We start from the raw sequence: 13697 nt of genomic DNA, 5'->3' as shown, positions 1-13697 counted from the left end.
TATAACCTCAGGTCAGGGGTGCGAGAGGGCGGCCGTCATAGGCGAACGGCGAATCGAAATCCGCCAGCAGCGGCAATACCGCGTCCTTCGCCGACAGTTCGGGCGTGGTACCGGCTGGCATCGGCCATTCGATACCGATCGCGGGGTCGTCCCAACGAATCCCACCGTCGCAATCGGGCGCGTAGACGTCAGAGCATTTGTAGCTGACCTCGCAATTGTCCTCTAGCGTCAGGAAGGCATGCGCAAAACCGATCGGCACGAACAACTGATGGCCGTTCTCTGCCGAGAGTTCGGCGCCAACCCAATTGCCGAAGGTCGGTGAATCCTTGCGGACATCGACCGCGATATCGAAGATCGCACCGCGGACGCAGCGCACCAGTTTGTCTTGGCCATGCGGCGGAGTCTGGAAGTGCATACCGCGAAGCGTGAATTTCGGAACCGACAGCGAATGGTTATCCTGGACGAACCGACATTCGATGCCAAGCTTGGCGAAGGTCGGCTCGCTATAGACTTCGGTAAACCATCCGCGGGCGTCACCGAAGCGCCTGGGAATGATACGTTGCACAGGATTGATGTCGATCATGCCGCGTCTTTACGGACGCTGTCGCACCCGCGCAATCATGCGGTGAGTGAAAGCGGGTCAGATCGGAACGGTTGTACGTTAAATCGTAAGTTACACAGGTTGGGCGCCGGTGCTCCTTTGCGTAGACGTCGCCGCTCAGTACCCGTCGGGCCTCGGCGCGCCGTTTCCTGAGACTGGTGTTGGGCCGTCCGGCATCGCCTCCAGCGTCGAATCGCCTCCCAGCACGCGGTACAGCGTCACGCGGTTCTGGCCGCCGACGAGCAGCGTCGCGACGAGGTTGCGTTGCGCCGTGTACAGGGAGCGCTGCGCGTCCAGGCTGTTGAGGAAGGTGTCGATGCCGCCGCGGTAGCGGGCTTCGGTCAGGCGGTAGGTATCCGTAGCCGCGTCGGCGAAGTTGCGGTTGGCGCGGAGCTGGTCGCCGAGGGTGCCGGCGCGGGCGAGCGCGTCGGAGGTTTCCTGGAACGCGGTCTGGATCGATTTCTCGTAGGTGGCGAGCGCGGCGTCGCGCTGCGCTTTCGAATAGGCGACCCCCGCGACGCCCGCGCCGGCGCGGAAAATCGGGTAGCTGATCGACGGCGCGACCGAATAGTTGAACGCGCCGCCGGTGAACAGCGACGACAGCGCGCTGCTGGCGAAACCGAGCAGGCCGGTCAGCGATATCTTCGGGAACAGTTCCGCGCGTGCTGCACCGATCTCAGCATTGGCGGCGCGCAGGGCGTATTCGGCTTCGACCACGTCGGGGCGGCGCAGCAGGATGCCGCTGTCGAGCCCGGCGGGGAGGGTGGCGACGGTCGGGAAGGCCTGGTCGATCGATGCGGGCAGCAACGTCGGATCGACCGGCGCGCCGACCAGCAACTGCAGCGCATTGACGTCCTGCGCCAGCGCGGTGCGCTGTTCGGCGAGGTCGGACTGCGCGGTGAACAGGATCTGTTGGGCCTGGCGCAGGTCGGTGCGCGGCGCGATGCCGCCCCGCAGTCTTGCAGTGGTCAGCGTGACGCTGCGCTCGGCGCTGGCGGCCGTGTCCTGCGCGATCTTGAGCAGGCTCTGGTCGGCGGCGTAGGTCAGCCAGGCGTTGGCGATGTCGCCGACCAGCGTCAGCCGGGTGGCGCGGGCGGCGGCCTCGGTCTCGAAATAGCGGTTGAGCGCGGCGCCGGTCAGCGAGCGGATGCGGCCGAACAGGTCGAGCTCGAATGCGGTGCTGCCGAGGTCGACCGAGAAGGAGCTGTTCGAGCTCGAGGAGCTGACGACCGACCCGGTGCCAGTGCCCGTGCCGCCTGTTCCGGTCCCCGTACCGCCGGTTCCCGTGCCTGTGCCGGTACCGCCAGTTCCCGTGCCCGTTCCCGTTCCGCCGGTCCCGGTATTGCTCGTCGCGGTGCTGCGCGCACCGTTGCCGCCGCCGGAATAGCTGTAGCGGCCGCTGGCATCGACCTGCGGCAACAGGTCGGCGCGCTGGATGCGGTATTGCGCGCGGGCCGACGCGATATTGGCGGCCGCCACGCGGAGGTCGCGGTTGTTGGCGAGCGCCTGGACGATGATCGCCTGCAGCCGCGGATCGCGAAACACGTCGCGGTAGGTGATCGCCGGCAACGCAGCCTCGGACTGCCGCAGATAGGAGTCGCCGACCGGCCAGGATGGCGGCACCGGCAATTCGGTGCGGGCGTATTTGGGCGCGAGCGAGCAGCCCGCCAGCGCGGTCGCGGCGATCAGGAGGGGGACGAAACGCATCATGCGGGCTCCGGCTTCGGGGGCCCCAAGGGCTCGTCGTTCTTGGGACGCCCACCCTGATGACCGGTCGGCTTGCCGCGCAGCTTCGCCATGCCGTCGCGGGCACCGCGACGGACGAGGACGAAGAACAGCGGGATGTAGAAGATCGCAAGCAGCGTCGCGGTCAGCATGCCGCCGATCACCGCGGTGCCGATTGCGATCCGGCTGTTGGCACCGGCACCGGTCGAGATCGCCAGCGGCAGCACGCCGAGAATGAACGCGAACGACGTCATCAGGATCGGGCGGAGGCGGATCTTAGCCGCGGAGAGTGCTGCGTCCATGACGCTGGCGCCCTTCTGTTCTTCCTGTTCGGCGAATTCGATCATCAGAATCGCGTTTTTCGCGGCGAGTCCCATCGTCGTGAGCAGGCCGATCTGTAGATAAACGTCGTTGATCAACCCGCGCAGCGTCACGGCGAGGATCGCGCCGACCAGCCCGAGCGGGATCACCAGCATCACCGCAATCGGGATCGTCCAGCTTTCGTAGAGCGCAGCGAGACACAGGAACACGACGAGCAGGGACAGGCCGTACAGCAACGGCGCCTGACCCGAGGACAGCCGCTCCTGATAGGACAGACCCGACCACGCGACCGAGGTGCCGGGGATCTGCCCCGCCAGTTGCGCGATCCGTTCCATCGCATCACCCGAGCTCTTGCCGGGTGCGGCCGACCCCTGGATTTCGTACGAGGCGATGCCGTTGAAGCGCGACAGGGTTGTCGGCGCCTGGCTCCAGCTGGTCCGGGCGAACGACGAGAACGGCGCCATCTGGCCGTTGCTGCCACGGACGAACCACTGGCTCAGGTCGGACGGCGCGGCGCGATAGGGGGCGTCGCCCTGGACATAGACGCGCTTGACGCGGCCGCGGTCGATGAAGTCGTTGACGTAACTGCCACCCCACGCGGTCGAAAGCGTCGAGTTGACGTTGGCCTGCGTCAGCCCAAGCGCGGCGAGCTTCTGCTGGTCGATATCGACCTTCAGCGTCGCGACATCGGGCAGTTCGGTCAGTCGGATCGACGCGAGCGAAGGATCCGCGCGGGCCGCGGCGAGCAGCTTGTCGCGGGCGGCGCCGAACTCGGCCTGGCTCATGCCGCCGGCGTTCTGCAACTCCATCGTGAAGCCGTTGGACTGGCCGAGGCCGCGGACGGCCGGGGGCACGAGCGAATAGACCTGCGCATCGCGGAAACCCTGGAACGCGGCGGAGGCGCGGCCGGTGATCGAATCGGCGTTGTTTTCCTTGCCCTTGCGATCATCCCACGGCGCGAACGAGACGAAGCCCTGACCGGTGTTCTGGCCGCTGGCGCCACCGCCGCCGCCGCCGGACACGGTGAACATCGTGCGGACGTTCTTGCCCTCGTTCTCGAAGTAGTAATTCTCGATCTGCTTCTGCAGCGCGAAGGTGCGGCCCTGCGTGGCGCCCGCGGGCAGCTGGAACTGGACGATGCCGGCGCCCTGGTCCTCGGTCGGCAGGAAGCCGGTCGGCAGGCGCAGGAACAGCACCGCGAGCAGCGCTACGACGCCCGCGTAGATCAGCAGGAACAGCCATTTGCGGGCAACCACCGCCTTCACCGCGCCGGTATATTTCTCGACGCCGCGATCGAACGTGGTGTTGAACTTGTCGCCGGCGCGGCTGAACAGCCGCGACGCACGCGGGAATTTCCGCTGGCCCCAGCTCTGTTCGGGTTCGCCGTTCTCGTCGTGCTTCTTCTGCTTCAGCAGCGTCGTCGTCAGCGCGGGGCTCAGCACCAGCGCGACCAGCACCGACAGCATCATCGCGGCGACCATCGTCACCGAGAACTGGCGATAGATCACGCCGGTCGATCCGCCGAAGAACGCCATCGGCAGGAACACCGCTGACAGCACGAGCGCGATCGCGATCAGCGCGACGGTGATCTCGTCCATCGACTTGACGGTCGCATCGCGCGGCGAAAGGTCGGGATCCTCCTCCATCAGGCGCTCGACGTTCTCGACCACCACGATCGCGTCGTCGACCAGCAGGCCGATCGCGAGCACGAGCCCGAACAGCGTCAGTGTGTTGATCGAGAAGCCCGCGAGATAGAAGACGCCGAGCGTACCGAGCAGCACCACTGGCACCGCGATCGCCGGGATCAGCGTCGCGCGCCAGCTCTGCAGGAACACGAACATCACGATGACGACCAGGATGATCGCCTCGATCAGCGTCTTGACGACCTCCTCGATCGACAGCTTGATGAAGTCGGTGGTGTCGTTGGCATAGGCGAATTTCAGGCCCGGCGGGAAGCTCTTGGCCTGCTGGCTGATGAACGACTTGACCAGTTCGGCGGTCTTCAGCGCGTCGGCACCGGGGGCGAGCAGCACCGCGATGCCGGCGCCCGGGTGGCGGTTGACGCGGCTGCGGGCGTTGTAGTTCTCGGCGCCGAGCTCGATCCGCGCGACGTCCTTTAGCTTGACGGTAGCGCCGTCGGACTGCGTCTTGAGGATGATGTTGGCGAACTGTTCGGGGGTCTGCAGGCGCGACTGTGCGGTGACCGTCGCATTCAGCATCTGGGTGTCTGGCTGCGGCTGGCCACCGAGTTCGCCAGCTGCGACTTCGGTGTTCTGCGCCTGGATCGCGCCGGTGACGTCGCTGGGGATCAGCTGCACCGCGGCGAGCTTGTTGGGGTTCAGCCAGATCCGCATCGCATACTGCGCGCCGAACACGTTGCTGTCGCCGATCCCGGGAATGCGGCCGAGCGGATCCTGCAGGTTCGAGACGAGATAATCCGAGACGTCCTGGTTGGTCATCTTGTCGGTCTCGTCATAGACGCCGACGATGAGCAAATTGTCCGGGTTCGACTTGCGGACGACCAGGCCCTGTTGCTGGACCTGGCTGGGCAGGCGGCTGAGCGACTGCTGGACCTGGTTCTGGACCTGGACCTGCGCGATGTCGGGATCGGTGCCCTTGGCGAAGGTGACGGTGATCGTCACCGACCCGCGCGAACTGGACGACGAGCTGAAATAGAGCAGTCCGTCGATCCCGGTCAGCGATTGCTCGACGACCTGGGTGACGCTGTTCTGGATGGTCTGGGCGTTGGCGCCGGGGAATGTCGCGCGCACGGTCACCTGCGGCGGCGCGACGTCGGGATACTGCGCGATCGGCAGCCCCATGATCGCGCCGACGCCGCCGAGCATGATGATGATCGCGATCACCCAGGCGAAGATCGGGCGATCGATGAAGATTCTGGAGAGCATGTGCGGTTAGCCGCCCTTGCCTTGACCGCCGGACCCGCCGGATTTCTCCTGCTGCTCCTTCGATGGCGGCTTGATGACCTGCGCGCTGTTCGCGGGGACGGGTTTGACGCTCTGGTTGGGCGCGAGCTTCGACAGGCCCTGCGTCACGATCTTGTCGCCGGGGTTGAGCCCGCCGGTGACGACCCAGAACGCGCCCTGCGTGCGGTCGGCCTTGACCGTCTTCTGCACCGCCTTGTTCTGCGCGTTGATCACATAGACCGTCGCGTTGCCCTTCGCGTCACGCGACACGCCGGCCTGTGGGACCAGGAAGGCGCGGCTGTTGATCGCCTGCGCAAACCGCGCGCGGACGAACATGCCGGGCAGCAGAAGACCCTGCGGGTTGGGGAATTTCGCACGCAGCGTCACCGTGCCGGTCTCGACGTTGACCAGCGCTTCGGAAAACTCGACCGAACCGGTCGCGCCATAGTCGCTGCCGTCCTCGAGCGAGAGGCGGACTTCGGCGCGGGTCGCGACGATGCCGTTCTGGCCGAGCGAACGGCGCAGCGTCAGCATGTCCGCCGACGATTGCTGGATATCGACGAACATCGGGTCGAGCCGCTGGATCTGCGCGAGCGGATCGGTCTGGCTGGCCGACACCAGCGCACCGACCGTGAACAGCGACCGACCGATGCGACCGGTGATCGGCGCGGGGACGGTCGTGAACTTCAGATTGATCCGCGCGGTTTCGAGCGCGGCGCGGGTCTGCGCGACCGATGCCGTCGCCTGGCGCGAGGTCGCGATCGCGTTGGTGTAGTCCTGCTTGCTGATCGCCTCCATCTCGGCGAGCGGCTTGTAGCGCGCTGCCAGGATGCCCTGCGCCTGCGCGTTGGCCTGCGCGCTGCTGAGGTTCGCCTGCGCTTCGTTGGCCGCCGCGCGATATAGCCGCGGATCGATTTCGTAGAGCGGCTGGCCGCGCTTGACGAGCGTGCCTTCGGTGAAGAAGCGGCGGCGGATGATGCCGTTGACCTGGGGTCGCACGTCGGAGCTTTCGAACGCGGTGGTGCGCCCGCTCAGCTCGGTGGTCATCGCGACGCTGGTCGGCTGGACGACGACATAGCCGACGGTGGGCGTACCCTGTCCGGGTTGGCCGCCCTTGCCCTTGCCTTGCGCCTTGTCGCCGCCACCCGAACAGGCGGACAGGGCGCAGGCGGTCAACGCCAAGGCGATTCCGGTCGAGGCAAGCGGCCTCGGGAGATGTCGTGCTGTCAAATCTGGTTCCGCTCGCGATCGGGGTTGGGCTGCCCTAGGTACGAAATGTACCAGAAGTGTGTCCGTTGCAAAGACGTCGCGATATATTCGCGCGGGCCGGGTTCTGGCTCGCTCCCACCGGGGTGGCAGGCTACCTTCCGTCATCCTGAGCTTGACCCAGGATCCAGGGTTGCGGGCGCAGCGTTCGTGGCTCTGGATCCTGACTTTCGTCAGGATGACGGGTATTGGGGAAGCAATGGTGGACAGCGACAAGAAGGCGGCGGCGCTGGCGGCGATCGTCGAAGTGCAGGACGGCATGCTCGTCGGCCTCGGCACCGGGTCCACCGCCGCGTTCGCGATCGCCGGGCTTGGCGCGCGGGTCGCGCAGGGGCTGTCGATCCGCGCGGTCGCGACCTCTGCCGCCAGCGAGCGGCAGGCGCGCGCGTGCGGCATTCCGATCGTCGACTTTGCCGATGTCGCGCAGGTCGACCTGACGATCGACGGCGCCGACGAGATCGATTCGCGGCTGTTCGCGATCAAGGGGGCAGGGGGCGCGATGCTGCGCGAGAAGATCGTCGCCGCGAGTTCGGCACGGATGATCGTGATCGCCGACGGATCAAAGCGCGTCGACCGCATCGGCCGGGCCAAGCTGCCGGTCGAGATCCTGCCGTTCGGCGCCGCCTATGTCCTGCGCGTCCTGACTGAAATGGGCGGCGCGCCGGTGGTGCGCGGCGACTACCGGACCGACCAGGGCAATATCGTCGCGGATTGTCACTTCGCAGCGCTCGACGATCCCCGGACATTGGCCGCTGCACTTGCCGCCATCCCCGGCATGCTCGGGCATGGCCTGTTCCTCAACGAGGTCGACGCCGTCTATATTGCCGAGAACGGTATCGTTACGCGGCTGGAACGCACCGGTGCATCGGCCTAAAGGGATGCCTATCTTGGCAACCAGATCGAACGCGCGGCGTTCGGTACAGTCTAGAGCGAGGCTTTCTGCATGACCGATACCCAGACCGCCGCCCCAACGGCGGACCCGAAGCTGCACGAGGACGGTTCGCTCGAGCGACTGACCATCGATACGATCCGCACGCTGTCGATGGACGCGGTGCAGAAGGCGAATTCCGGCCACCCCGGGACCCCGATGGCGCTGGCGCCGGTCGGCTACACGATCTGGTCGCAGTTCCTGCGCTATGATCCCGCGCACGCCGACTGGCCCAACCGCGACCGCTTCGTGCTGTCGGTCGGCCATGCGTCGATGCTGCTGTATTCGCTGATCCACCTCGCCGGCATCGAGGAAATCGGCGCCGACGGTGAGAAGAGCGGCAACGAGGCGGTAAGCCTGTCCGATATCGAGCAGTTCCGCCAGCTGTCGTCGAAGACGCCGGGCCACCCCGAATATCGCCACACCACCGGCGTCGAGACCACCACCGGTCCGCTAGGCGCAGGTTGCAGCAACTCGGTCGGGATGGCGATCGCCGAGCGCTGGCTCGCGGCACGCTACAACCGCGACGGCTTCCCGCTGTTCGACCATGACGTCTATACGGTGTGCGGCGACGGCGACATGATGGAGGGCGTCTCGGCCGAGGCCGCGAGCCTGGCCGGCCACCTCAAGCTCAGCAACCTGTGCTGGATCTACGACAGCAACCACATATCGATCGAGGGCGACACCGAGTTGGCGTTCGACGAAGATGTCGGCCTGCGCTTCCAGGCGTATGGCTGGAACGTCATCCACATCGACGATGCCAACGACGTCAAGGCGCTCGCCCGGGCGCTCGACACCTTCAAGGCGACCACCGCCAAGCCGACCTTCATCGTCGTGCATTCGGTGATCGGTTACGGCAGCCCCAAGGCGGGCAGCGAAAAGGCGCACGGCGAGCCGCTCGGCGAAGAGAATATCCGCCTGACCAAGAAGGCCTATGGCTGGCCCGAGGACAAGTCGTTCTACGTTCCCGAGGATGTCGCCGAGCATTTCCACGACGCCATCGCCAACCGCGGCGGCAAGCTGCGTGATGAGTGGGTCGCGCTGACCGACAAGTATCGCGGCGAATATCCCGAGCTGTCGGCCGAGCTCGACCTGATGCTAAAGGACAAGCTGCCCGAGGGCTGGGATGCCGACATCCCGGTATTCGAAGCGGACGCCAAGGGTCTCGCCAGCCGCGATTCGGGCGGCAAGGTGCTCAACGCGATCGCCGGACGCGTGCCGTGGCTGATCGGCGGTTCGGCCGATCTCGCGCCGTCGACCAAGACCGACATCAAGGGCAAGCCGTCGTTCGAGGCCAACAACTATGCCGGCCAGAACTTCCATTTCGGGGTTCGCGAACACGGCATGGGCGGCGTCGTCAACGGCATGGCGCTGTCGCACCTGCGGTCCTACGGCTCCACCTTCCTGGTGTTCTCCGATTACATGCGCGCGCCGATCCGGCTGTCGGCGATCATGGAGATCGGCGCGATCTGGGTGTTCACGCATGATTCGATCGGCGTTGGCGAAGACGGTCCGACGCACCAGCCGATCGAGCATCTGGCGACGTTGCGCGCGATCCCCGGGCTCGACACGATCCGCCCGGGCGATGCGAACGAGGTTGCCGCTGCGTACAAGGCGGTGATGCAGGACGCGAGCACGCCGACCGCGCTGGTGCTGTCGCGCCAGGCGCTGCCGACGCTCGACCGCACCAAATACGCCAGCGCCGATGGCGTCGCTAAGGGCGGCTATGTGCTGGCCGACTGCGACGGTACGCCCGACGTGATCCTGATCGCGACCGGGTCCGAGCTGTCGCTGGTGGTCGAGGCGCACGAGAAGCTGACCGCAGACGGCGTGAAGAGCCGGGTGGTGTCGATGCCGAGCTGGTATCGCTACGAGTTGCAGGACCAGGCGTACAAGGAAAGCGTGCTGCCCAAGGCGGTGTCGGCGCGGGTCGCGGTCGAGATGGCGGGCGAGATCGGCTGGGCGCGCTATGTCGGCCTGTCGGGCCGCGTGATCGCGATGACGACCTTCGGGGCATCTGCACCGCTGGCCAAGCTTGCCGACAAATTCGGGTTCACCGTCGACAATGTCGTCAAGGTCGCCCGCGAAACCATGGAGACCAAGTGATGGGTGCGCTCAACCAGCTCGAAGGCTTCGGCCAGGCGGTGTGGCTCGATTTCGTCGATCGGAAGTTCCTGGAGGCCGGTGGCCTGCAAAAGCTGGTCGACGAGGACGGCCTGACCGGCGTGACGTCGAACCCGTCGATCTTCGAAAAGGCGATGGGTCACGGCGACGCCTATGACTCGACGCTCGCCGACTATGACAAGCAGCATGCCGGCGCCGCGACGATCGACCGCTACGAGCATCTCGCGATCCAGGACATCAAGGCGGCGGCGGAGACGCTGAAGCCGGTCTACGACAAGCTGGACGCGAAGGACGGCTATGTCAGCCTTGAGGTGTCGCCGTACATCTCGGACGATACCGACGCGACGATCGCCGAGGCGCAGAAGCTTTGGAAGATGGTCGACCGGCCGAACCTGATGATCAAGATCCCGGGGACGCCGGCTGGCGCTCCGGCGATCGCGGCGACGATCGCGGCGGGGATCAACGTCAACGTCACGCTGCTGTTCTCGCTCGACGCGTACAAGCGCGTCGCCGAGGCCTATGCGATGGGCCTAGAGGAGCGCGTCCGGCAGGGCCAGCCGATCGATCGCATCGCCAGCGTCGCGAGCTTCTTCGTCAGCCGCATCGATGCGACCATCGACAAGGAAATCGATGCGCGCCTGGAGAAGGGCGACGCCGAGGCTGACGCGCTGAAGGCGGTGCGCGGGAAGGTTGCGATCGCGAACGCCAAGATGGCGTACCAATGGTATCTCGACTTCCTCAAGACCGACCGCTGGCAGGCGCTCGCCGCCAAGGGCGCGCAGCCGCAGCGACTGTTGTGGGCGTCGACCGGGGTCAAGGATCCGGCCTATCCCGACACGCTGTATATCGACACGCTGATCGGCAAGGACACCGTCAACACGATGCCGCCGAAGACGATGGACGCGTTCCGCGACCATGGCACCGCGGCGGAGACGATCACCGCGGATGTCGATGCGGCGAAGCACGTGCTGGCGGAAGCCGAGCGGCTGGGTCTCGACCTCAACGGCGTCACCGGCAAGCTGGTCGAAGAGGGCGTCGCGTCGTTCGTGAAGGCGTTCGACGACCTGCTCGGCGCGATCGCGAAGAAGCAGCCGGCAACCGTTTGACTTCGTCATCCTGAACTTGGTTCAGGATCCACCGGTCAACAGGCGCTGCCCGACGTGATCGAACGGTAGCGCCTGCCGCCGGGTGGATGCTGAAACAAGTTCAGCATGACGGCGTTTGTCGGGCAGGGCGTTTCACTCCAATTTCAAGGTATATCGCATGAAGATCGGACTGATCGGCCTTGGCCGCATGGGGGGCAACATCGCCCGCCGCCTGATGAAGAACGGCCACGCCGTCGTCGCGTTCGATCGCAACGCGCCCGCGGTCGAGGCGCTGGTCGCCGATGGCGCGATCGGCGCGTCGTCGCTGGACGACATGCGCGGCAAGCTCGACAGTCCGGCGATCTGGTGGGTGATGCTGCCCGCCGGCGGTCCGACCGAGGACACCATCGCGACGATCGCGGAGAAGGCGGCGAAGGGCGACATCATCATCGATGGCGGCAACAGCTTCTACAAGGACGACATCCGCCGCGCGAAGACGCTGTCCGAGAAGGGGATCGAATATGTCGACGTCGGCACGTCCGGCGGCGTCTGGGGTCTCGAGCGCGGCTATTGCATGATGATCGGTGGCAGCAAGGCGACCGTCGACCTGCTCGACCCGATCTTCGAGGCGCTGGCGCCCGGTCTCGGCACGATCGTTCGCACCCCCGGTCGCGAGACCGAGAACGAGAACGAGGATCCGCGCGCGGAGAAGGGCTATATCCATGCAGGGCCTGCCGGCGCGGGCCATTTCGTCAAGATGGTCCATAACGGCATCGAATACGGTCTGATGCAGGCCTATGCCGAGGGCTTCGACATCCTCAAGGGCAAGTCGTCCGACAAGCTTCCGGAGGATGAGCGCTTCGATCTCAACATGGCCGACATCGCCGAAGTGTGGCGCCGTGGCAGCGTGATCTCGTCGTGGCTGCTCGACCTCACCGCGATCGGGCTCGCCAAGGACCAGAACCTCGAACAGTTCACCGGCAGCGTCGCGGATTCGGGCGAAGGCCAGTGGACCATCGACGCCGCGATGGAAGAGAAGGTCCCCGCCAACGTGCTGACCGCGGCGCTGTATGCCCGCTATCGCAGCCGGGTGGATCACACGTTCGGTGACAAGCTGTTGTCGGCGATGCGCTTCGGCTTTGGCGGGCATGTGGAGATTCCGCAGTGAGCGACGGCGCGATCCGGCTGCTCGTCTCGGATGTCGACGGCACTTTGGTGGACAAGGACAAGAAGGTCGCTCCCGCCACCGTCGACGCGGTCGCACGGCTGAAGGCGGCCGGGGTCGGCTTCACGATCATCAGCGCACGGCCGCGGTCGGGAATGATGCCGATCGCCGAACTGCTCGGCATCGACGAACCGATGGGCGCGTTCAACGGCGGCATCGTATTCAAGCGCGACGGCACGCTGATCGAACACCACATGATCAAGCCCGAGGTCGCCCGCGGCGCGATGGCGATCATCGGCGATGCCAAGGTGGATACCTGGATCTTCGCTGGCGACGTCTGGTACGCCAGCACCGACCAGGGAAGCCATGTCGGCAGCGAGCGCAAGGCGTCCGCGCAGGATCCGGTGGTGATCGACAGCTTCGAGCATCTGCTCGGCAAGGCCGACAAGATCACCTTCGTCAGCGACGACGAGGCGTTGCTGCGCGACCTGCACGCGAAAGTCGCCGCCGAGTTCGGACCCAAGGCGACGATCGTCCAGAGCCAGACCTATTATCTCGACATCACCCCCGTCGAGGGCAACAAGGGCACGGGTATCTGCGAACTGGCGGAGGCGTTCGGCGTGCCGCTTGCGCAGACCGCGGCGATCGGCGATCAAGCCAACGACATCGCGATGCTGAAACGTGCAGGTCTTGCAATCGCGATGGGGAACGCCTCGGCGGACGTCCGCGCGGTCGTGCATAAGGTCACAGCGGCCAACGATGCCGACGGCGTGGCGCATGCCATCGACACATTCATCCTCACTGGAGTTTCCGCATGAAAGAACTCGTTGCCTTCGACCTCGATGGAACGCTGGCCGAAAGCAAGCAGGCGTTGCTGGACTCGATGGGTGAGGCGCTCGCCGACCTGCTCGACGTCGCGCATGTCGCGGTGATCTCGGGTGGCGACTGGCCGCAGTTCGAGAAGCAGGTCGCAAGCCGCCTGCCCAAGCGCGCCGATCGTACCAAGCTGTGGCTGATGCCGACCACGGGTACCAAGCTGTATCGGTTCGATGGCGAATGGCGTGCGGTCTATGCCGAGCTGTTCGAGGATGACGAGAAGGCCAAGATCCTGACCGCTTTCGACGAATCGCTGAAGGCGACGGGCTTCGTCCCCGAGAAGACCTGGGGCGAGCGGATCGAGGATCGCGGCAGCCAGATCACGTTTTCGGCGTTGGGCCAGGAAGCGCCGATCGACGCCAAGCACAGCTGGGACCCCGATTTCGCCAAGCGCAAGGTGATCCAGGCCGACCTGCAGAAGCGTCTGCCGGGGCTGTCGATCAACATGGGCGGTGCGACCTCGATCGACATCACGCGCGAAGGCGTCGACAAGGCGTACGGGCTGAAGAAACTCAACGAAGTCAGCGGCATCGCGCTGGAATCGATGATGTTCATCGGCGATGCGATCTTCCCGGGCGGCAACGACTATCCGGCCGAGCAGCTCGGTCTGGACGTCGTCAAGGTCAAGAACCCGGACGGCACGCTGGCCGCGATCGCCGGGATCGTCGCTTGCCTGAAGTGA

10 protein-coding genes are annotated in these 13697 nt (G+C 65.8%); 6 read left to right on the top strand and 4 right to left on the bottom strand.

What is annotated here, in order from left to right; translation table 11 throughout:
* Positions 1–7: 7 nt before the first annotated feature.
* From rfbC to SJY20_RS14545, 4 genes are all read right to left on the bottom strand, one after another.
* Positions 8–583 (bottom strand): dTDP-4-dehydrorhamnose 3,5-epimerase, encoded by a 576-nt coding sequence (gene rfbC / locus SJY20_RS14560; RefSeq protein WP_380787632.1) that lies wholly within the window; start codon positions 581–583, stop codon positions 8–10.
* 135 nt (positions 584–718) lie between these two features.
* A complete protein-coding gene (locus tag SJY20_RS14555) occupies positions 719–2311 on the bottom strand; it encodes an efflux transporter outer membrane subunit (RefSeq protein ID WP_380787631.1) in 1593 nt (530 codons plus the stop codon).
* Positions 2308–5553: a multidrug efflux RND transporter permease subunit gene (locus tag SJY20_RS14550; protein ID WP_380787630.1), complete on the bottom strand. Its 3246-nt coding sequence runs from the start codon at positions 5551–5553 to the stop codon at positions 2308–2310. Before SJY20_RS14550 ends, SJY20_RS14555 begins: the two co-directional genes overlap by 4 nt.
* A 6-nt stretch (positions 5554–5559) precedes the next feature.
* Positions 5560–6747 (bottom strand): efflux RND transporter periplasmic adaptor subunit, encoded by a 1188-nt coding sequence (locus SJY20_RS14545; RefSeq protein ID WP_380787629.1) that lies wholly within the window; start codon positions 6745–6747, stop codon positions 5560–5562.
* A gap of 289 nt (positions 6748–7036) precedes the next feature.
* Here SJY20_RS14545 and rpiA point away from each other — a divergent pair, with 289 nt between their 5' ends.
* From rpiA to SJY20_RS14515, 6 genes are all read left to right on the top strand, one after another.
* Positions 7037–7711, top strand: coding sequence for a ribose-5-phosphate isomerase RpiA (gene rpiA, locus SJY20_RS14540; protein ID WP_380787628.1), 675 nt, complete (start codon positions 7037–7039; stop codon positions 7709–7711).
* Between the two features lie 69 nt (positions 7712–7780).
* Positions 7781–9871, top strand: coding sequence for a transketolase (tkt, locus tag SJY20_RS14535; protein ID WP_380787627.1), 2091 nt, complete (start codon positions 7781–7783; stop codon positions 9869–9871).
* Positions 9871–10995: a transaldolase gene (tal, locus tag SJY20_RS14530; RefSeq protein ID WP_380787626.1), complete on the top strand. Its 1125-nt coding sequence runs from the start codon at positions 9871–9873 to the stop codon at positions 10993–10995. Before tkt ends, tal begins: the two co-directional genes overlap by 1 nt.
* 157 nt (positions 10996–11152) lie before the next feature.
* Positions 11153–12142, top strand: a complete 990-nt coding sequence (gene gnd, locus SJY20_RS14525) for a phosphogluconate dehydrogenase (NAD(+)-dependent, decarboxylating) (protein WP_380787625.1) — start codon at positions 11153–11155, stop codon at positions 12140–12142.
* Positions 12139–12957, top strand: a complete 819-nt coding sequence (locus SJY20_RS14520) for an HAD family hydrolase (protein ID WP_380787624.1) — start codon at positions 12139–12141, stop codon at positions 12955–12957. The genes gnd and SJY20_RS14520 overlap by 4 nt, the downstream gene beginning before the upstream one ends.
* A complete protein-coding gene (locus SJY20_RS14515; protein ID WP_380787623.1) occupies positions 12954–13697 on the top strand; it encodes an HAD-IIB family hydrolase in 744 nt (247 codons plus the stop codon). The genes SJY20_RS14520 and SJY20_RS14515 overlap by 4 nt, the downstream gene beginning before the upstream one ends.

This window comes from Sphingomonas sp. R86521 (genome assembly GCF_042466235.1).
Classification (GTDB): domain Bacteria; phylum Pseudomonadota; class Alphaproteobacteria; order Sphingomonadales; family Sphingomonadaceae; genus Sphingomonas.
Note: the sequence above shows the minus strand (reverse complement) of the source record. Positions and strands in the feature narration are given on the sequence as shown.

Coding starts and splice junctions, on each gene's coding strand:
- tkt (WP_380787627.1), top strand. CDS start 7,781: ATGACCGATACCCAGACCGCCGCCCCAACGGCGGACCCGAAGCTGCAC.
- rfbC (WP_380787632.1), bottom strand. CDS start 583: ATGATCGACATCAATCCTGTGCAACGTATCATTCCCAGGCGCTTCGGT.
- SJY20_RS14555 (WP_380787631.1), bottom strand. CDS start 2,311: ATGATGCGTTTCGTCCCCCTCCTGATCGCCGCGACCGCGCTGGCGGGC.
- SJY20_RS14550 (WP_380787630.1), bottom strand. CDS start 5,553: ATGCTCTCCAGAATCTTCATCGATCGCCCGATCTTCGCCTGGGTGATC.
- rpiA (WP_380787628.1), top strand. CDS start 7,037: ATGGTGGACAGCGACAAGAAGGCGGCGGCGCTGGCGGCGATCGTCGAA.
- SJY20_RS14515 (WP_380787623.1), top strand. CDS start 12,954: ATGAAAGAACTCGTTGCCTTCGACCTCGATGGAACGCTGGCCGAAAGC.
- gnd (WP_380787625.1), top strand. CDS start 11,153: ATGAAGATCGGACTGATCGGCCTTGGCCGCATGGGGGGCAACATCGCC.
- tal (WP_380787626.1), top strand. CDS start 9,871: ATGGGTGCGCTCAACCAGCTCGAAGGCTTCGGCCAGGCGGTGTGGCTC.